The organism is Mesorhizobium sp. M0954, from assembly GCF_040319155.1.
Classification (GTDB): domain Bacteria; phylum Pseudomonadota; class Alphaproteobacteria; order Rhizobiales; family Rhizobiaceae; genus Mesorhizobium.
The window spans coordinates 150,843-169,700 of sequence record NZ_JAMYNR010000010.1; the positions used below are offsets into that span (position 1 = coordinate 150,843).

General features: G+C 62.0%; 22 protein-coding genes. 15 read left to right on the forward strand and 7 right to left on the reverse strand.

Annotated features, from left to right (window positions below; genetic code table 11):
* Positions 1 to 28 precede the first annotated feature (28 nt).
* The 4 genes from nthA (at position 29) to NKH93_RS16120 (ending at position 2,918) form a co-directional block, all read left to right on the forward strand.
* Positions 29 to 634, forward strand: coding sequence for a nitrile hydratase subunit alpha (nthA, locus tag NKH93_RS16105; RefSeq protein WP_352501008.1), 606 nt, complete (start codon positions 29 to 31; stop codon positions 632 to 634).
* Positions 631 to 1,290, forward strand: coding sequence for a nitrile hydratase subunit beta (gene nthB / locus NKH93_RS16110; RefSeq protein WP_352919479.1), 660 nt, complete (start codon positions 631 to 633; stop codon positions 1,288 to 1,290). The genes nthA and nthB overlap by 4 nt, the downstream gene beginning before the upstream one ends.
* A gap of 19 nt (positions 1,291 to 1,309) precedes the next feature.
* A complete protein-coding gene (locus tag NKH93_RS16115) occupies positions 1,310 to 1,642 on the forward strand; it encodes a nitrile hydratase accessory protein (RefSeq protein ID WP_352919605.1) in 333 nt (110 codons plus the stop codon).
* Positions 1,643 to 1,790: 148 nt separating this feature from the next.
* Positions 1,791 to 2,918, forward strand: coding sequence for an ATP-dependent DNA helicase (locus NKH93_RS16120; protein ID WP_023720791.1), 1,128 nt, complete (start codon positions 1,791 to 1,793; stop codon positions 2,916 to 2,918).
* Positions 2,919 to 2,928: 10 nt separating this feature from the next.
* On the opposite strand, the gene NKH93_RS16125 is transcribed toward NKH93_RS16120, so the two are convergent.
* Positions 2,929 to 3,333, reverse strand: a complete 405-nt coding sequence (locus tag NKH93_RS16125) for a SpoIIAA family protein (RefSeq protein ID WP_352456501.1) — start codon at positions 3,331 to 3,333, stop codon at positions 2,929 to 2,931.
* A gap of 115 nt (positions 3,334 to 3,448) precedes the next feature.
* Here NKH93_RS16125 and NKH93_RS16130 point away from each other — a divergent pair, with 115 nt between their 5' ends.
* From NKH93_RS16130 to NKH93_RS16140, 3 genes are all read left to right on the forward strand, one after another.
* Positions 3,449 to 4,189: a pyridoxine 5'-phosphate synthase gene (locus NKH93_RS16130; protein WP_352681724.1), complete on the forward strand. Its 741-nt coding sequence runs from the start codon at positions 3,449 to 3,451 to the stop codon at positions 4,187 to 4,189.
* A gap of 95 nt (positions 4,190 to 4,284) precedes the next feature.
* Complete coding sequence (locus NKH93_RS16135) at positions 4,285 to 6,198, forward strand: potassium transporter Kup (protein ID WP_352539580.1); 1,914 nt, start codon at positions 4,285 to 4,287, stop codon at positions 6,196 to 6,198.
* A gap of 158 nt (positions 6,199 to 6,356) precedes the next feature.
* Complete coding sequence (locus NKH93_RS16140; protein ID WP_352450049.1) at positions 6,357 to 8,276, forward strand: potassium transporter Kup; 1,920 nt, start codon at positions 6,357 to 6,359, stop codon at positions 8,274 to 8,276.
* A 43-nt stretch (positions 8,277 to 8,319) separates the two neighbouring features.
* Here NKH93_RS16140 and NKH93_RS16145 read toward each other — a convergent pair whose 3' ends face one another.
* A complete protein-coding gene (locus NKH93_RS16145; protein WP_352815358.1) occupies positions 8,320 to 9,210 on the reverse strand; it encodes an SDR family oxidoreductase in 891 nt (296 codons plus the stop codon).
* Between the two features lie 136 nt (positions 9,211 to 9,346).
* Between NKH93_RS16145 and NKH93_RS16150 the strand changes: the two genes are divergently transcribed.
* Both NKH93_RS16150 and NKH93_RS16155 read left to right on the forward strand, forming a co-directional pair.
* On the forward strand, positions 9,347 to 9,757 hold the full coding sequence (locus NKH93_RS16150; protein WP_352466906.1) for a winged helix-turn-helix transcriptional regulator: 411 nt from the start codon (positions 9,347 to 9,349) through the stop codon (positions 9,755 to 9,757).
* A 74-nt stretch (positions 9,758 to 9,831) separates the two neighbouring features.
* A complete protein-coding gene (locus NKH93_RS16155; protein ID WP_352815356.1) occupies positions 9,832 to 11,070 on the forward strand; it encodes an FAD-dependent oxidoreductase in 1,239 nt (412 codons plus the stop codon).
* Here NKH93_RS16155 and NKH93_RS16160 read toward each other — a convergent pair.
* Together NKH93_RS16160 and NKH93_RS16165 are read right to left on the reverse strand one after the other, a co-directional pair.
* A complete protein-coding gene (locus tag NKH93_RS16160; RefSeq protein WP_352919474.1) occupies positions 11,018 to 11,743 on the reverse strand; it encodes a glutathione S-transferase family protein in 726 nt (241 codons plus the stop codon). The genes NKH93_RS16155 and NKH93_RS16160 overlap by 53 nt on opposite strands.
* Before the next feature lies 1 nt (position 11,744).
* Complete coding sequence (locus NKH93_RS16165; RefSeq protein ID WP_352681719.1) at positions 11,745 to 12,050, reverse strand: Rieske (2Fe-2S) protein; 306 nt, start codon at positions 12,048 to 12,050, stop codon at positions 11,745 to 11,747.
* A 100-nt stretch (positions 12,051 to 12,150) separates the two neighbouring features.
* On the opposite strand from NKH93_RS16165, the gene NKH93_RS16170 reads away from it, so the two are divergent.
* Positions 12,151 to 12,603 (forward strand): MarR family winged helix-turn-helix transcriptional regulator, encoded by a 453-nt coding sequence (locus NKH93_RS16170; protein ID WP_352470199.1) that lies wholly within the window; start codon positions 12,151 to 12,153, stop codon positions 12,601 to 12,603.
* A gap of 38 nt (positions 12,604 to 12,641) precedes the next feature.
* On the opposite strand, the gene NKH93_RS16175 is transcribed toward NKH93_RS16170, so the two are convergent.
* Entirely contained in the window at positions 12,642 to 13,070 is a 429-nt protein-coding gene (locus tag NKH93_RS16175) for an anthrone oxygenase family protein (protein WP_352919470.1), read from the reverse strand.
* Between the two features lie 155 nt (positions 13,071 to 13,225).
* On the opposite strand from NKH93_RS16175, the gene NKH93_RS16180 reads away from it, so the two are divergent.
* The 5 genes from NKH93_RS16180 to NKH93_RS16200 all read left to right on the forward strand — a co-directional run bounded on the left by NKH93_RS16180 (position 13,226) and on the right by NKH93_RS16200 (position 17,789).
* Positions 13,226 to 13,879 carry a TetR/AcrR family transcriptional regulator gene (locus NKH93_RS16180; protein ID WP_352539587.1) on the forward strand — a complete coding sequence of 218 codons (654 nt, stop codon included), beginning with the start codon at positions 13,226 to 13,228 and terminating at the stop codon, positions 13,877 to 13,879.
* A 23-nt stretch (positions 13,880 to 13,902) separates the two neighbouring features.
* The gene (gene ilvC, locus NKH93_RS16185) at positions 13,903 to 14,922 is read left to right on the forward strand and encodes a ketol-acid reductoisomerase (protein ID WP_023676662.1); all 1,020 of its coding nucleotides are present in this window, start codon (positions 13,903 to 13,905) and stop codon (positions 14,920 to 14,922) included.
* 257 nt (positions 14,923 to 15,179) lie between these two features.
* The gene (locus tag NKH93_RS16190) at positions 15,180 to 16,157 is read left to right on the forward strand and encodes a DUF3592 domain-containing protein (protein WP_352820460.1); all 978 of its coding nucleotides are present in this window, start codon (positions 15,180 to 15,182) and stop codon (positions 16,155 to 16,157) included.
* Between the two features lie 494 nt (positions 16,158 to 16,651).
* Positions 16,652 to 17,173, forward strand: coding sequence for a hypothetical protein (locus NKH93_RS16195; protein ID WP_352470203.1), 522 nt, complete (start codon positions 16,652 to 16,654; stop codon positions 17,171 to 17,173).
* Positions 17,166 to 17,789, forward strand: coding sequence for a hypothetical protein (locus NKH93_RS16200; RefSeq protein ID WP_352681713.1), 624 nt, complete (start codon positions 17,166 to 17,168; stop codon positions 17,787 to 17,789). The genes NKH93_RS16195 and NKH93_RS16200 overlap by 8 nt, the downstream gene beginning before the upstream one ends.
* A 10-nt stretch (positions 17,790 to 17,799) precedes the next feature.
* Here the strand turns inward: NKH93_RS16200 and NKH93_RS16205 are convergent, their stop codons facing one another.
* Together NKH93_RS16205 and NKH93_RS16210 are read right to left on the reverse strand one after the other, a co-directional pair.
* Complete coding sequence (locus NKH93_RS16205) at positions 17,800 to 18,084, reverse strand: PilZ domain-containing protein (protein WP_352470452.1); 285 nt, start codon at positions 18,082 to 18,084, stop codon at positions 17,800 to 17,802.
* A 175-nt stretch (positions 18,085 to 18,259) separates the two neighbouring features.
* Positions 18,260 to 18,844 carry a BA14K family protein gene (locus NKH93_RS16210; RefSeq protein WP_352768897.1) on the reverse strand — a complete coding sequence of 195 codons (585 nt, stop codon included), beginning with the start codon at positions 18,842 to 18,844 and terminating at the stop codon, positions 18,260 to 18,262.
* Positions 18,845 to 18,858: the final 14 nt, after the last annotated feature.

Genomic DNA, 18,858 nt, shown 5'->3' on the forward strand with positions numbered 1-18,858 from the left:
CGGAGGTCCGCGATCGTAATTTGACGCCATGCCGCACAATCACGACCACGACAACGAGCTTGATCCCTTTGCGGCGCGGGTGCGCGCGCTGGAGACGATTCTCACCCGCAAAGGCCTGATCGATCCGGCGGCGATCGATGTTATCGTCGACACCTATGAGACTAAGATCGGGCCGCGCAACGGCGCAAAGGTGGTGGCGAAGGCTTGGGTTGATCCCGGGTTTGCCGCATGGCTGAAGCGTGATGCGACGGCGGCAATCGAATCGCTCGGCTACACCGGCCGGCAAGGCGAGCACATGCAGGCGGTGTTCAACACGGCCGACACGCACAACCTCGTCGTCTGCACGCTATGCTCCTGCTATCCGTGGTCGGTGCTCGGCCTGCCGCCGGTCTGGTACAAGGCGCCGCCCTACCGTTCGCGCGCAGTGATCGATCCGCGCGGCGTGCTCGAGGAATTCGGTCTGACCTTGCCGGCGAGGACGACAATCCGGGTGTGGGATTCGACCGCCGAGCTGCGCTATCTGGTGGTGCCGATGCGCCCCCGGGGTACGGAGGGCTGGGATGAGGCAAGGCTCGCCGATCTGGTGACGCGCGATGCCATGATCGGCACGGCGTTGGTGCGGGAACCGGCATGAACGGGCCGCAGGATCTCGGCGGCCAGATGGGTTTCGGGCCGGTCGCGCCCGAACCTGACGAACCCTATTTCCATGCCGATTGGGAAAGGCGGGCGCTGGGCGTGACGTTGTGCGCCGGCGCCATGGGCGCCTGGACCATCGACGAGAGCCGGCACGCGCGGGAATCGCTGCATCCAGCGGATTATTATGCCTCCAGCTACTACCAGATATGGATCAAGGCGCTGGAGGTGCTGCTCAAACGCCATGGTTTCGTCAGCGACGGGGACCTGACTACGGGCGACGCAGTCGACCCGGCAGCGACACCCAAACGGGTGCTGAAGGCTAAGGACGTTCCGGCGGTGCTGGCCAAGGGCGGGCACTGCGATCGGCCTGTCGCCGCGCCTGCGCGGTTCAAGGCGGGCGACCCCGTGCGAACCAAGAACTTTCATCCGACCGGCCACACCAGACTGCCGCGCTATGCACGCGGCAAGCGAGGCGTCGTCGAGGCTGTGCGCGACGGCTTTGTCTTTCCCGACACCAATGCGCACGGCCAGGGCGAAAACCCGCAATGGGTCTATACGGTGGCCTTCACCGGCGGCGAAATCTGGGGCGAGGGCGCCGATCCGACACTTCTCGTGTCGATCGACGCCTGGGAGAGCTACCTTGAGCCGGCGTGAGACGGGCTCAGTTGCCGCCATGCTGCCCGCCGGTGTCGAGGCGCCTGTGTTTGCCGAGCCGTGGCAAGCAGAGGCCTTTGCCATGACGGTAGCACTGCACGACAACGGGCTGTTTTCGTGGAGCGAATGGGCGGATGCTTTGTCGGCAGAGGTGAAGCGGCCGGGCGCCGCGCGCGACGGTCACGATTACTACGAGCACTGGCTGGCAGCGCTGGAAAAGCTGCTTTTGGCCAAGGGCGTTTCCGGAAAGCGCGACGTCGATGCGCTCGCCGCTGCCTGGGAACGCGCCGCGCACGCAACGCCGCATGGCAAGCCGATCCAGCTGGAGAACGATCCACAGCGGGCCGGGTAAGCTGCGGCCGCCCGGCCTTGTTCTCTTTACGTTCCTGTTCGTCACTGATAGCCTGACCCTGTCGCAGCGGCGTGATTGCCGGCGATGAAAACTTGCCGGTGACGGCAGTCACCTTGTCTTTCCCTCGCGAATCCGGTCTGTCGCGCTGATGGAATTCTCTCCTCAACAAGACGAGGCGCTGAAGGCGGTGGCCGGCTGGCTGAAAGCCGGCAAGCCGCAGCTGTTCCGGCTGTTCGGCTATGCCGGCACCGGTAAGACGACGCTGGCGCGCTATTTCGCCGAGCATGTCGACGGCCAGGTGCAGTTCGCCGCGTTTACGGGTAAGGCGGCGCAGGTGCTGCGTTCCAAGGGCGCGGTCAATGCCCGCACCATCCATTCGCTGATCTACCGGCCGAAGGGCGAGGAATCGGTAGCGGACGAGGTGACCGGCAAGACATCGATGTCGCCGACATTTTCGCTCAACCGGCAGAGCCCGATCTCGCGGGCCAAGCTCGTCGTCATCGACGAATGCTCAATGGTCGACGAGCAACTCGGCCGTGACCTGATGAGCTTCGGCACGCCGATCCTGGTGCTCGGCGATCCCGGCCAGTTGCCGCCAATCTCCGGCGGCGGCTTCTTCACCGACCATGAGCCGGACATTCTGCTCACCGAAATCCATCGCCAGGCGCGAGACAACCCGATCATCCGGCTTGCGCTTGACGTGCGCGAGGGCCGCGAGTTCATGCGCGGCGACTATGGCGCGGCGCAGGTGATCGGCAAGGAAGACGTCACCCAGGAATTGGTGCTGAAAGCGGACCAGGTGCTGGTCGGCACCAACCGCACGCGCCGCCGTTACAACCAGCGGCTGCGCGAACTGAAGGGGTTCAACGCCGATTATCCGCAAGCCGGCGACAAGCTGGTCTGTCTGCGCAACGATCCGGCCAAGGGACTGCTCAACGGCTCGTTGTGGAAGGTGATGACCTCGTCGCGCGAGACGGTCAAGCCCGGCATCAATCTGCTGGTTTCGCCGGAGGAAGACGACCCGGATCGCGGCGTCGCCAAGATCAAGCTGCTCAAGGCGGCATTCGAAGATCCGGACGCCGACATTCCCTGGCAGCAGAAGAAACGTTTCGACGATTTCGACTATGGCTATGCACTGACCGTGCACAAGGCGCAGGGCTCGCAGTGGAACGAGATCGTGCTTTTCGACGAAAGCTGGGCGTTCAAGGAAACCCGGCAGCGTTGGCTCTATACCGCTATCACGCGCGCGGCCGAACGGCTGACGATCGTCCGATAGGGCGGTCGTATCAGCGCTGGGCGATTGGGTTGGCGCCAAGCCATTCCCAGGCGGCGGCCTCGTCCTCGGCCTCGAAATGCCGGAGTTCGATAGGCAAAGAGGCAGGTAAAAAGGCTCTTGCCTCCGGTATCCAGTTCGGCTCACCGATCGCCGCGCAGCGGCCGATATGCTCCACGGCATGAGCTATGCCCTGTTCGATCGTCTCGTCCGATACGTCGGCCCAGTCGACACCCTCATGGTCGATCAGGCGCACCAGCACGTCGATCTTCGGATGCAGCGCATAGGCCGCCTCCAGCAATCCGAACAGGTTTTCGGCGTCAGCCGCTGCGACATGGCCGACGACATCGATGGCGAAAAGATCTTCGCGATCGGTATCGATGCGGCGAACCGCCGGCACAGCCTCGAGAAAATTCAACAGGGAACTCCTTGCGCTCGATTTTCTTCGCACACCTTGGAACACCTGAAACCCTCTGTCTGTTCCCGTTAAAGGCGGTATAGATGCGCGCCAAGATCAGCCTGGAGCCGTGCAAATGCCTGCAAAGCTTTCCGTCAACCTCAACGCCATCGCCATGCTGCGCAACCGGCGCGACCTGCCGTGGCCAAGCGTGACCGGGCTCGGACGCATCGCCCTTGCCGCCGGCGCGCATGGGCTGACGGTGCACCCGCGACCCGACGAGCGGCACACCAGGCATTCCGATCTGCCTGAGATCAGGGCGCTGATCGACGACGAGTTCCCGAATGCGGAATTCAACATCGAGGGCTATCCGACCGAGGAGTTCCTGGCGCTTGTGGAAAAGCATCAGCCCGAGCAGGTGACGCTGGTGCCCGACGACCCGGCGCAGGCGACTTCCGACCATGGCTGGAACTTCGCCGCCGAGGCTGCGTTTCTGACACCGGTTGTCAAGCGCCTGAAGAAGGGAGGCTTTCGCGTATCGCTGTTTTCCGATCCGGATCCCGCTGCCGTGAAAGCCGCTCGCGACACCGGCGCCGACCGGATCGAACTCTATACGGGTCCATATGGCAGCTATCATTCCGATTCGGCAAAAGCGGCGAAGGAATTGGAGAAATTGGGAAAGACGGCGGATGCCGCATTGGCCGCAGGGCTCCAGGTCAATGCCGGGCACGACCTTGTGGTGAGCAATTTGCCGGCGCTGGCCAGGCGCATCCCGGCATTGGCCGAAGTGTCGATCGGACATGGGTTGACAGCCGATGCGTTGGAGTATGGCATGGCCGCAACGGTCAGGCGGTTTCTGAAGGCTTGTGGCTGGTAGGAAAGGCGAGCCGATAGGCCATGCGTTCCCGGCACGGCAGCGCGTCCTTTCCATCCCGCAGCATAGAGCGCCGCACGTCTATGGGAGTGTCGTCCATGGCCCTTGCCCACGCTGGTAGCGAGGCAGAACCCATCGAACAATCCAGCCACTCCAAGGCCGAGCAGCACAGCACCAGAGTTTTGATGCTGGGCGCGTTGGGCGTGGTTTACGGCGATATCGGCACGAGCCCAATCTACGCGTTTCGGGAAGCGCTGCACGCATCGTCGGGACCGGTAGCGCGCAACGATGTTCTCGGCGTGCTGTCGCTTATCGTCTGGGCGCTGACGATCATCGTCACGATAAAGTACGTCGCTTTCGTGCTCAGAGCCGACAACAAGGGTGAGGGCGGCACGCTGTCGCTGATGGCGCTTGCGCGCAACGCTTATCCAAAGGGAGCCCGGTTCATTCTGGGGATCGGACTTTGCGGCGCGGCGCTGTTTTTCGGCGACGCCATCATAACGCCGGCCATCTCCGTGCTTTCGGCGGTCGAGGGCCTGGAAGTGGTGACCCCGACGCTGGAAACTTATGTTGTTCCGATCACGCTGATCATCCTGGCAATGCTTTTTGCCGTGCAACGCTTTGGCACCGGCAGGGTGGCGGCCGTGTTCGGACCGGTGACGGCAGCGTGGTTCCTGGCGATCGGCGCCGCCGGGGTCTACCATCTGCTGGACGACCCGTCGGTCCTGCTGGCGATCAATCCCTATTACGCCGTCGCTTATCTGGCCAATACGCCCACCGGTGCGTTCGTCACGGTCGGGGCGGTGTTCCTGGCGGTCACCGGGGCCGAAGCCCTTTATGTCGATCTCGGCCATTTCGGCCGCAGGCCGATCGTGCTGGCGTGGTTCTCCGTGGTGTTCCCTTGTCTGCTCCTCAACTATTTCGGACAAGGCGCGTTCGTTCTGGCCAACGGCGGCAAACCCACCAATCCATTCTTCCAGATGCTGCCGGATTGGGCGCTAATGCCCATGGTTGGGCTGGCCACGGCAGCGACGGTGATCGCCAGTCAGGCGGTGATCTCCGGCGCTTTCTCGCTGACGCGGCAGGCGGTGCAGCTCAATCTGCTGCCACGTATCGAGGTGCAGCATACTTCCGAGATGCAATCCGGCCAGATCTACATGCCGCGGGTCAATCTGGTGGTCGCACTCGGCGTGATGCTGCTGGTGGTCGGCTTTGGCAGTTCGAGTTCGCTGGCTTCCGCCTATGGCATTTCGGTGACTGGCGAAATGCTGATGACAACCATCCTGTTGTTTGTGGTGATGCGGTTCCGGTGGAAATGGCAGCTTGCACTGGCAGCCGCGCTCACACTGCTGTTCGGCACGATCGATACTGGATTTTTCCTCGCAAACGTCGTCAAGATCCTCGAAGGCGGGTGGGTGTCGATCACGGTCGCCTGCGGCATGGGGCTGATCATGTCCACATGGATACGCGGCACCCGCTATTTGTTCGACAAGACGCGCCGGAACGAGATCCCGCTGGATTTCCTCGCCGGCAATCTGCTGAAGAAGAAGCCGCATCTGGTGTCGGGCACCGCGGTGTTCCTGACGAGCGATCCGCTGAGCGCGCCGACCGCGCTGATGCACAGCCTGAAGCACTACAAGGTGCTGCACGAGCAGAACGTCATCCTTTCGGTGGTGACGGCACCGCAGCCGGTTGTGCCCGACAGCGAGCGCGTCAAGATGGAAATGGTCAACGAGCTGTTCATGCGGGTGACGCTGACCTTCGGCTACATGGAGCAGCCCAACATCCCGCGTGCGCTGGCGATCTGCCGCAAACAGGGCTGGAAGTTCGACATCATGACGACGTCCTTCTTCCTGTCGCGGCGCTCTCTCAAGGCCTCGCCCAATTCCGGCATGCCGGTCTGGCAGGACAAGCTGTTCATCGGGCTGGCGCGCTCGGCGGCCGATGCAACGGAATATTTCCAGATCCCGACCGGACGCGTCGTCGAGATCGGGACGCAGGTGGCTATTTAAAAACGTGTCCGTTGCGACATTCCAGGTGGTCTGCCGATCGGACTGAGTCTGCCAAGTCGTGGAGGGCTCGCAATATCGGGACGGAGCCATTACGTGACGGCACTTGATATTGCAGCGCAGCAAGCGTAGAGCACCGCCCGCTTACCGGAGTGTCGTCCATGGCCCTTACCAATGCTGGTAACGAGGCAGAACCTGTCGAACAATCCAGCCATTCTGAGGTCGAGCAGCACAGCACCAAGGTGCTGATGCTGGGCGCGCTCGGCGTGGTTTACGGCGATATCGGTACCAGCCCGATCTATGCATTTCGCGAGGCGTTGCACGCATCGGCCGGTGGCAACGTCGCCAACCGTGGCGACATCCTCGGTGTGTTGTCGCTGATCATCTGGTCGCTGACGATCACCGTCACCATCAAATACATCATGTTCGTGCTCCGCGCCGACAATCGAGGCGAGGGCGGGGTGCTGTCGCTGATGGCGCTGGCGCGCAACAGCTTCCCGACGCGCTCTGCGGTGATCCTCGGCATCGGCATCGTCGGCGCGGCGCTTTTTTTCGGCGACGCAGTCATCACGCCGGCGATCTCGGTGCTATCGGCGGTCGAAGGTATGAACGTCGTCACGCCGACATTCCAGCCCTATGTGGTGCCACTGACACTGGCCATCTTGGCGATCCTGTTTGCGGTACAGCGATTCGGCACCGGCGGCGTAGGTTTGGTGTTCGGGCCAGTCACCGCGCTGTGGTTCCTGGCCATCGGCCTTTCCGGCATTAACCACATCATCGCCGATCCGGAAATCCTGCTGGCGATCAGCCCGCATTACATCGTGTCGTTCCTGGTCAACTCGCCCGATGTCGCCTTCGTCACGGTTGGTGCGGTCTTCCTCGCCGTCACCGGCGCCGAGGCGCTCTATGCCGACCTCGGCCATTTCGGCCGCAAGCCGATCGTACTCGCCTGGCTGGCAATCGTGTTTCCTTGTCTGTTGCTCAACTATGTCGGGCAAGGCGCCTTCGTGCTGGCAAATGGCGGCGTTGTCGGTCATCCATTCTTCGAGATGAACCAGGGCTGGACGCTTATTCCGATGGTCGTGCTGGCGACGGCGGCGACCGTCATCGCCAGCCAGGCGGTGATCTCCGGCGCTTTTTCGCTGACCAGACAGGCGGTGCAGCTCAATATGCTGCCGCGTTTCGTTATCCAGCATACGTCGGAAAAACAGTCGGGCCAGATCTATCTGCCGCGCATCAACCTGATGCTGGCGCTGGTGGTGATGTTGCTGGTGGTCGGCTTCGGCGAATCCAGCCGCCTGGCCTCGGCCTACGGCATTTCGGTGACCGGCAACATGCTGGTGACGAATGTGCTGCTTTTTGTTGTGATGACGCGCATCTGGAAATGGCCGCTCGGCGTCGCGATCGCCTTGATGGCCGTGTTCGCCTTCGTCGATACCGGCTTCTTTGCCGCCAACATAGTCAAGGTGTTTGAAGGTGGCTGGGCATCGCTTGCCATCGCCGCAGTTATCGTGATGACTATGTGGACCTGGATCCGCGGCAGCCGCTATTTGTTCGACAAGACGCGCCGGAACGAGATCCCGCTGGATTTCCTCGCCGGCAATCTGCTGAAGAAGAAGCCGCATCTGGTGTCGGGCACCGCGGTGTTCCTGACCAGCGACCCGCTGAGCGCGCCGACGGCGCTGATGCACAGCCTCAAGCACTACAAGGTGCTGCACGAGCAGAACGTCATCCTTTCGGTGGTGACGGCACCGCAGCCTGTCGTGCCCGACAGCGAGCGCGTCAAGATGGAAATGGTCAACGAGCTGTTCATGCGGGTGACGCTGACCTTCGGCTATATGGAGCAGCCCAACATCCCGCGTGCGCTGGCGATCTGCCGCAAACAGGGCTGGAAGTTCGACATCATGACGACGTCCTTCTTCCTGTCGCGGCGCTCTCTCAAGGCCTCGCCCAATTCCGGCATGCCGGTCTGGCAGGACAAGCTGTTCATCGGGCTGGCGCGCACGGCGGCCGATGCGACGGAATATTTCCAGATCCCGACCGGACGCGTCGTCGAGATCGGAACGCAGGTGGCTATCTAAATAAATGGCCGTGCCCTTCGAAGGGCACGGCCATTTGTCAGGCTCAGCTCACCAGAGCCGCCTTATTTGCTTCAAGAAATTGCTTCAGCGGCCGCGGCTTCCTGCCGGACAGCGTCTCGATCTCGTCCGTCACCATGCTGATGCGGCCGGAACGTGTGTTGGTGTCGAACGAAACGATGACCGGGGCGAAACCTTCGGGGACGCCGGCTGCCTTCAATCCCCCGGTCAGCGCTTCGTCCGAAAGCTGGACGACCTCGATCGGCTTGCCGGTAACTTCGGTGACGAGGGCCGCGATTTCAGCCACCGTATAGGCCTGCGGACCCGTCAGCGTGTATGTCTTGCTTTCGGTTGCCCCCGATGCGAGACAGGCGGCGATCGCCGCGGCTATGTCGTCGCGTGCGCCATGGGCAATGCGGCCGTCTCCAGCGGATGTGTACCAGTGCCCCGAGGCGATGGCGTGCGGCAGCGCCATGAACAGGTTCTCCTGATACCAGCCGTTGCGGAAGATGGTGTAGGGGATACCGCTCGCCTTGATCGCCTGCTCGGTGCCGTGGTGATCAGGCGCAAACAGTACCGGCGATCCTGGCTCCGGACTGGGCATCGACGTGTAGAGCAGATGCGAAACGCCGGCGCTTTTTGCGGCGGCGACCGCAGCCTCATGTTGCTTCAGGCGCTTGCCCGGAACGGCGAGCTCGTTTGTCGAAATGATCAGAACCCTGTCCGCGCCGGTAAATGCACTGGCCAACGACGTGGCGTCGTCGAAGTCGACTGCCCGGATGGTGACGCCTCGGGCTGCCAGATCGGCCAGATTTTCCGGGTTGCGGGTGGCGGCGATGATGCGCTGAGGGGAGACCTTGAGCGTGTCAAGCAGATGATTAATGACGCCGCGGCCAAGCTGGCCGGAGGCGCCGGTGACGAGAAGGGTGTCGGTCATGAGATGTCCTGACGTTGCGCCGGAGCGGCGGGTGCATATGTTAGTCTCAAAAAGAGACCAGCACTAAAATAGGAATTGACCCATCCTCGTAAAGAAGGCAGTTTTGCGGGAGGTAGGCACACCCAGGGAACCAGCCATGGACGGCAAGATCGTCAATCTGAGATCGAAGCTCGAGATATACAAAGCAGGCAGCGGTGGCGGAAACCTTGCGGATTGCCCGGTTCGCGACGTGATCCAGGGCATAAGCAATAAATGGAGTTCACTGTTGATGGAGGCCTTGGCCGAGAAGCCGTACCGCTTCGGCGAATTGCGGCGGCTGGTGCCCGATATTTCACAGCGGATGCTCACCCAGACGCTGCACGATCTGCAGCGCGACGGCTATGTGCATCGCCAGGTGTTTCCGACCAAACCGCCGAGCGTCGAATACAGCCTCACCGATCTCGGGCGCTCGATGTTTGGACCCTTGCATCAGCTGATCCAATGGGCCGAGCTCAATCACGGCGCTGTACGCGAGGCGCGGAAGGTTTTCGATGCTGCCGAAGGCTGAGCCTCCAGGCCGAGACGGCGGCTTGATTTAGCGGCGGTGCTGAAGGATTGTCCGGCCTGGGTTGGGGCGGGCAGATGGGCAATTCTCTGGACATCGCGATTGCCGGCGCCGGGCCGGCTGGACTTGCCGCCGCGCTCTATCTCACGCGCGCCGGACATAGGGTCACCATCTTCGAGCGCTTCAACCAGCCACAACCGGTCGGGTCCGGGCTGATCCTGCAGCCGACCGGGCTGACGGTGCTTGCCGATCTCGGCCTGCTCGATGACATTCTGGCGCTGGGCAGCCGCATAGACCGCCTGCATGGTGCAGATGCCAAGACCGGCCGCACAGTGCTCGACGTCCGCTACGATGCCCGGAGTGGCGGCCGCTTCGGGCTGGCGGTGCACCGCGCGGCTCTGTTCGGCGTGCTTTTCCGCGCCGCCCGGCGCCAGGCGCTCACCATTGAGACAGGTATCGAGCTCGAGACGCTGGAAACCGGCGAGCGGGCAACATTGATCTGCGGCAACGGACAACGGATAGGGTCGTTCGACCTGGTAGTGGATGCCAGCGGTTCGCGCTCCAAACTGCGGCGGTGCGTGAACAATCCGGGCGAACCGCGATCGCTCGCCTATGGCGCGTTCTGGGCATCGCTTGGCTGGCGCGGCGAGGGTTTCGACGAGCACGCGCTGCTGCAGCGCTACGACAGCGCGAGCGTGATGATCGGCGTGCTGCCAATCGGCCGGCCCGAGCCGGATGCCCAGAAGATGGCGGCATTCTTCTGGAGCCTCAAGCCGGCGGATGCCGAGCGCGTCTGGGCGGCAGGTCTCGATGCATGGAAGGCGAGATTGGCCGGGCTGTGGCCTGAATGCGCGGCCTTCATCGACCAGATCGACAGTTTCGAGCAGCTCTCGCTGGCGCGCTATGGCCATCACACGATGAAGACGCCAGCCGGACGGCGATTGGCCGTTATCGGCGACGCGGCCCATTCGACAAGCCCGCAGCTCGGGCAGGGCGCGAACATGGCGCTGCTCGATGCAGCCGCGCTCAACTACGCGCTCATAGGAACGGACCGTATCGATACTGCGCTGGGGGCCTATGTCCGGGCGCGGCGATGGCATGTGCGGGTCTTCCAGGCGCTGTCGCTGGTGCTGACGCCGTTTTATCAGTCGGATTCGATTGTGATGCCGTTCGTCCGCGACAGGCTGGTGGCGACGCTGGCAAAAGTCCCGCCGGCGCCGCAGTTTCTTGCTTCCATGGTTACAGGAACGGTGCTCAATCCATTCAAGCCGATAGGGCTTGCGGAAGCGCTGTGGCCGGATCGTTTTGGCGGATGATTTCCGAAAGGTGCGAACCCTTAGCCTGCAAGAATGCATGGAGGCGTTGCGGATAATCGGGAGCGACCGCGCCCTTCACTGATGGGCGTTTGCGCAACGCCTCGCGCCACACCTGGACATGCGGCTTTCCGTCCAGGATGCCGAAATCGCCGATCCGGTCGAAGACGTCGAAATAGCGAAAAATCGGGCCGTAGACCGCGTCGACCAGTGAGAAGCGCTCGCCGTCGAAGCATGGCCCAGCCGCGCCGTTCGCCAGTTCCACTTCCAGGCGATCGAACATTGCCGATAGCGCCTCGCTTTCAGCGAGCAACGCGGCTTCCGTAGGCGCTGAATAGAAGCGGCCGATGCCGCTCAGGATTGCTGAGCCGAATTCGATCCAAGCGCGATGCCGGGCACGGGCATAGGGGTCGGTGGGATGCAGCGGATTGGGCTGGGTTTCCTCGAGGAATTCGAGGATGACGAGCGATTCGAAGATCACCGTTTCCTGGCCGTCATGCTCAACGCGGAGCAGCGGCACCTTGCCGAGCGGCGATATCGCCTTGAACCAGGCAGGCTTGTTGGCGAGATCGACCGTGATGCGCTCGAATGGAACGTCCTTTTCGCGAAGTGAAATCGCCGCGCGCTGCACATAGGGACAAAGATGGTGGCTGACGAGGATGAGCTTGTCGGTCATCTCACTCTCCCCAGACATAGTTCAATGCGCCGTCCTCGACGCGGGTGGAGAGGAACATCAGGCGGGAGCCCTTCGGCGTCGGGCCTTCGAGGCGATCACCGTTAGCCATGTCGAACGAGGCGCCGTGCCACTGGCAGACGAGCTTCCCGTCCTTGCAGTCGAGCGGGCCACCGAAATGCAGGCAGACGTTGGCGGCGGCGCGGATACGCTCGCCGCTGCGGTAGACATGGACCTCGCGGCCGAAAAACGGAGCGATGAGGCTGCCTGTTTCCGGAATGTCGGCGATCTTGCAGATTTCATGCTTCATCGGAATTGCCTCTCGTGATTGATGCAATTGCATCTATATAGATGCATTTGCATCGATCGTCAAGCTTGATGCAATTGCATCTATCGCCTACGATGCAATCATGACCGGGATTCCTTCACCTCCAGCCATCAAGGCCTGGGCTCGCCTGATGCGGGTTTCGCGCCAGTTGTTGGAAAGAGCCGAGGACGCGCTGAAGGACAGTGGCCTGCCGCCGCTTGCCTGGTACGACGTCCTGCACGAGCTTGCCGAGGCGGGCGAGGGCGGATTGCGGCCGTTCCAACTCACCGAGCGCACCCTGTTTGCGCAGTACAACATCTCCCGGCTGCTGGCGCGGCTCGAAGCCGACGGGCAGGTCGAGAAGCTTCCAGTTGCCGATGACGGCCGCGGGCAAACAGTCCGCGTCACAGACAAGGGACGCGAGACGCGCCGCCGCATGTGGGCTGTCTACGGCCGGTCGATCGCGGAGTTGGTCGGCTCCCGGCTTTCCAATGTTGAGCTGGACGCGCTGTCAGCTCTGCTTGGGCGCCTGCGAGATCCGCCCGCCCTGGAGTGACACGCCTTCATGACGAAGATGGCGACCGATTGGCGAGGTCAGGCACTGCCCAAGAGGAATGCCAACGTCGCCAGAACGCCAAGCCCGACGCGGACCAGATGCAGATTGCCCCATTTGGCGATCAATGTCCGAGCTTCAGGATTGACGGAGTTCGCGTCCATCGCCTCCAGCAACCTGTTTGCCGGCATCATCACCAGCAGCGTCCATGGCCAAGGCAGGATGATCAGCACGGCGCCAGCCAGATAAGCGAGATTGCCAGTCAGCCACCACGCGACGAGGCCAAGAAAACAGGCGATGACGGCAATCGAGGCCTGCATGGCGGCGCCGCGCTCGTAGGAAGGCTGCCATTCCTGCAGCAATGCTTTGTCCTCGAGGCGAAGCCGCGCCGGCTGTTCGGCGACGCTGACGTAGATAGCCGCACCCGCGAACACTGCGGTAACGGTCAACGCAAGCAATCCGGCGAGCATGATCAGTGTCTCCCGTGATGCCCCGCATGGAGCAAGCTACAGAAATAAAGGCTTGCGTCGGGTCGGGCAATACGCCATAAAGCCGAACCGTAACGTACGGTACGCCATCGAGCTCGTATCTGAACTGCGGTGAGTTTGCGTCCTGAGGAAAAACTGTGTTGCACGCTGTGACCGACATCGAAACCAGCGAGGCGCTGACGGAGCGGCAGAAGGACGTGCTCGACGCCGCCCTTCGCCTGCTGGTCGAAGAGGGCGATCAGTTGACCATGACCGCCGTGGCGCGGCGGGCGAGCTGCTCGAAGGAGACGCTCTACAAATGGTTCGGCGATCGCGACGGGCTGTTGACGGCAACGGTACAATGGCAGGCGTCTAAGGTGCGGGTAGTGCCGGTCGACCGCAAGGGGCTCGACCTCCCTTCGCTGACGGCGAGCCTCGAACGCTTCGCTTCGGACTGGCTCAAGGTAATTTCGAGCGACACCTCGATCGCGCTGAACAGGGTGGCGGTCGGCCATGCTAGTTCGGGGAAGGACGATCTCGGCGCCATCGTGCTGGAGAACGGCCGCTTCGCACTGGCCCGGCGCCTTAAACCGGTGCTGGAGGCAGGCAAGGAAGCTGGTTTCCTCGAGTTTTCCGACGCGGAGACGGCGTTCCGCACCTTTTTCGGGCTGGTCGCCCGCGACGTGCAGATCCGCCTGCTGCTTGGCGACCGGCTGGAATTGACTGATGCGGCGATCGGCGGCGATGCCGTCCGGGCGACGCAGCAGTTTCTCGCTCTTTACGGGGCAAAAACCGGGCCGCAAGGCCTCTGAATTCAAAACGGGAAGGAACAAAAATGCGTGTCTATTACGATCGCGATGCCGATCTCAACCTGATCAAGGGCAAGAAGGTCGCCATCATCGGCTATGGCAGCCAGGGCAGGGCGCATGCGCTCAACCTTAAGGATTCCGGCGTCAAGGACATCGCCATCGGCCTCAAGGCCGGCTCGGCGACCGCCAAGAAGGTCGAGGCCGACGGGCTCAAGGTGATGAGCGTAGCCGATGCCGCCAAGTGGGCCGACCTGATGATGATGGCCACGCCGGACGAGCTGCAGGCCGACATCTACAAATCCGAGATCGCGCCGAACATCCGCGATGGCGCAGCGATTGCCTTTGCCCACGGCCTCAACGTGCATTTTGGCCTGATCGAGCCCAAAGCTTCGGTTGACGTCGTGATGATCGCGCCGAAGGGGCCTGGCCATACGGTGCGCGGCGAATACCAGAAGGGCGGTGGTGTGCCGTGCCTGGTCGCGGTCAACCAGGACGCTTCGGGCAATGCGCTCGACCTGGCGCTCTCCTATGCCTGCGGCGTTGGCGGCGGCCGCTCGGGTATTATCGAGACCAATTTCCGCGAGGAGTGCGAGACCGACCTGTTCGGCGAGCAGGTGGTGCTGTGCGGCGGCCTAGTCGAATTGATCCGCGCCGGCTTCGAGACACTGGTGGAAGCCGGCTACGCGCCGGAAATGGCCTATTTCGAGTGCCTGCACGAGGTCAAATTGATCGTCGACCTGATCTATGAAGGCGGCATTGCCAACATGAACTACTCGATCTCGAACACCGCCGAATGGGGCGAATATGTCTCGGGCCCGCGCATCATCACCGCCGAGACCAAGGCCGAGATGAAGCGCGTGCTGAAGGATATCCAGACCGGCAAGTTCACCTCGGAATGGATGCAGGAATACCGCGCCGGCATGTCGCGCTTCAAGGGCATCCGCCGCAACAACGACAGCCACCAGATCGAGGAAGTCGGCGCCAAGCTGCGCGCGATGATGCCGTGGATTTCGAAGAACAAGCTGGTTGATAAGGCCAAGAACTGAAGGACACCCACGTTCGTTTCGTTACCCGTCCTCGGGCTTCGCCCTGCGGGCGCGTGGGAATTTCCATGAACAAGCTGGTCGACAAGGCCAAGAACTGATCGCAATTTCATTGCCGATCAAGAAAGGCCGGCGGAGCGATCCGCCGGCCTTTTCGCATCAAGATCGTGTGGTTTCCAGGCTTCTGGACAGGCGCATTATCCTCATCACCGTGATATGCCTGTGCGGGGCATGGCGCAAAAGTGCCAAGGGGGTGAGAGTTGGAACTCAAATTTCTGTTGGTCGGGTTTGCCTGCGCGGTTGCCGGCATGCTCTCCCTCGTCACCTTGCTGAAGTGGTGGGAGGTGAGGGCGGTCAGCCGCTGGTCTCCGACGCCGGGAAAGATCATCTCGTCGCAGGTCGAGGCTCGCGAGGTGACCAGTTCGGGATCCGGTTCGGACAGCAGAGGGTCGACCGAAATCCGCAACTTCCCGGCAATCACCTTCGAATACAAGGTGAACGGCAAGACATTTCGCAGTTCGCACTACAGCGTGCAGGAGAACCTTGGAAACTTTGCAGTGGCGGAAACCCTTGCGAAATTTCCAAACGGGGCCGGCGTAACCGTCTTCTACAATCCGGCCGATCCAGCCAAGGCGGTGATCGAACGCACCATGCCCGACGGCTCCTTCAAGTTCATGGTCCAGCTTTCGTCCGGGCTGGTGGTCGGCGCGCTTGTATTGGTCTTCTCCGTCGGCGGCCTCCTCGAAGCGATCCGGCCGTTTTTGCCCAGGCCGCAGAACCTCGGCGCCGCTGCCCTGCTGCTTTTCATGGGATTGTTTGTGCTGCGCATGGGCTTTGCCCAGAAGTCACTTGCGGAACAGGCGGCCAAATGGCCGATCACGGCAGGACGCATCGATGCTTCGGGCCTGCAGAAATTCGAGACCCGCGACAGGTCCGGAGGCAGCTATCGGCCCTGGCGGACAGTCTTCAAATCCCGCGTCGTCTACAGCTATAGCGTCGCCGGCCAGCGCTACGCCGCCGATCGCATCGCGTTCGGCGCAAACGTGACGGCTTCGCTGCCGAGCCTCGTCAGCGGTCGATCGCAGCGCTACCTCCAGGGCGACAAGGTCGAGGTCCACTACGATCCCGACAACCCAGTTGCAGCGGTTCTCGAATGCAGGGTTAGCGGGCTTTGGCTCCTGTGGGGCTGCGCAGTTGGCCTCCTCGGTGGAGCCGCGCTGCTGGTAGGCGTCATCTGAAGCTGCTGTCCTAGGCTGCATATCCAGCGGAAAAAGATGCCTGTCTTCAGCATCTGACAAGAACTCCGCTGTCGAAGCCAGGCCATGTCAATCTCACCGTCGCCCCGTCGACCACAATATGGATGACACGGGAGAACGGCTCTTCGGCCGACGGGTCGGATCCGTAGCATTGGCTGGCCCGAGCCACCCAGCCCGTAGGCGTCTTGAGAAACGATGCGTGTTCGCAGCCGAGAGCAGGGACCGACAGCGCGTCGCGGTACAATGTGTAGACAGTCTGGCGTTGAACATCCGCAACGGCGGTACAGTTCGATCTGTCCCCGGACCATGTGCCCACATAGGGTTCCGTGGCAAAGGCGCTGCCGCACGTAAATGTTAAGATCGAAATGAGCATCAAGAGATTTCGCATCATCGATTCTTTCTTTTCGACGCGGCCTTGGGCCATGTTAAAGCATCGATGCTCAGGCTTCACAATGATGCTGCTCCAAGGGACTTAAATGATCATCCGCAAAGCAGCAGCTATTTTTCTGAGCATGCTGAGCCTGTTGCAAGCAGCGAACGCAACAGAATGTTCGCTCAGCCATGCGACCTATCGCGAGCCGCGTTCGGGAGCGACGATACAGTTCCGGCCAACCAACAACGAGCTGGCCGCGCTAACGACCGAGGTCTTTTCGTTGATCGTGCCCAATACCGACATTCGTCTGCCGTCGGACATTACCTGGACCAATGGCAAGTACTCCTTTCCTGTGGGCACTATCCGGCACACCTGCACCGACGACGATCGTGAGGCTGGTCTCGAGGACGGCACCGGGCTGTGCAGAGTGTGGGATGGGCAGGTCTATGCGTTCAATGCAGGCGGTGCCGAGCAGTTGAATTCCCGCGAAGCCTCGCCGGCACCGGCAGGGTTGCTGTTGCCTGACTTCGGCGCGATTTTTACCGAATGGCCCGATTTCGCCAAAGCCAATCCCGACGGTTCAGCCTGGGACGCCTTTAGTTTGACGGGTTGTAGCGATGAATAGCAAGAGACCGCCGGCCTGCATGTTCGCCCTGCCGGTCCTTATGGCCATGGCAACCGGCGCTCGTGCCGACCAAAGCAAGCCGTCGCGTCCGCCTGTCGACAAATGCGCTTGGGAACGGCTGGCGGACAAGGATGTCGGGCTGGCTGCCTGGGTGCAGCGCTGCGATTTCGGTTTTCGCCGGATTCATTTCGAGCTTGGCGGCAATGCTCTTGCCATCGAATACAGCGACGGCGGGCCGGCCGATCCCGTCGTCGAAGTCTTCGATATGCTGCCTGGCGAGGCCGCCGATGCTGCGTTGCAGCGCATTTTTACTCAGAAGACCGAGAAAGCCATCAGCACACGTTGCGTGCTCATGCCTTACACCGAAGGGCCGACGCCCGCGCGCATCCTCCGGTATGTTTTCAGTCCCGATGCCGCCTATCGTGAGGAATTGAAGACCGTCGCCAACCCTGACGAGGTCGGCGAACCGCCTTGTGGCGAATGGGGCGAAGCCCCGGACGGCATTCAGTATTTCGAGGTGCAATCACCCGAACTGCGAAAGCTTCTATTCGTTCGCGTCGGCCAGGATGAGCCGCTGTTTGACGAGCAGACACTGCGAGTCCTGCCACCCGGATAGCGCCGGGATCTCAGCCGTAGTGCCAACTGGGCTTTGGTTCGGTACCGGTGAACATCACGCCGATACGATCTTCGCGGCGCCAGCGGACCACGGCCTTGTAGGCAATGCCGTCGGTCGGAACATAGAGCAGGAACTCATCGGGCACGCGCGCGTCGATCGAGACCTTCAATTCGGCGCCGCCGGCGTGCATGTTGCGCAGCGTGCATGTGACCTCGGAATTGCTCACGCCGGTCAGGATCGTCGCGCCCTTCAAGACGCGCTGCCGGTGTTTGTCCCTCTGTTCGTCCTCGGCCATCGCACGCAATCCAGCCATTTTTCGCGTCTCGGGCGTTCTGATCGGGAGGATTATTAGACCTGCCTGATAAAAATAGCGTTATCAGCAGTCGGGACTGGGCGATGTTCGCGGTTCCTGGCTGGAAGAAAAAGGCGCCGCGAAGCACGGCGCCGAATGATGCTTGTTGTCGGCCTGCTTACCTATAGGGCGAGTAGCATTGCTGGCGCGGCCCGTAATAGGGCTGGAAGGTGTTGTCCCAGGCGCGGTACGACCGGTAGCGATTGTAACACCATTGGACATGTGCACTGGAAAGCCGCCCTGCGCGATAATAGCGGCGCGGTGGCGGCGCGTCGTAGTAGTTGTAGCTGTTGTACAGGCTGCCAAGGCCGAGGCCCAGGCCCAAGCCAAGAATCGCGGCACCCGCACCATCATCATAGTAGCCGCCGCGGTAATGGCGGCGATGGTGGCGCCAGCGCCAGCTGTCGTCCCAGCCGCCATTGTCCCAGTGTCTCGAAAAATGACGGCCGCGGAAATTGTGGGACCGCCATCTCCAATCGTCGCCGCCGTGCCATTGCCGAAAGCCGCGATTGCGCCAACGCCAGATCTGCCTGTCATTGCCGCCTGCCCAATCTTCACGAATTTGCACGATGTCGGCAGCGTTGCCCGCCACCGGCAGCAGGGGTTTGGGTATCGGCCCGGCAAGCGACGGGGCCGAGAGGCTGGCGATCAGACCGAGGGCCATCAGCCCGGATCTGACGGAAGATAAAAAGAGCGGTTTCATCGCACTCTCCGAAA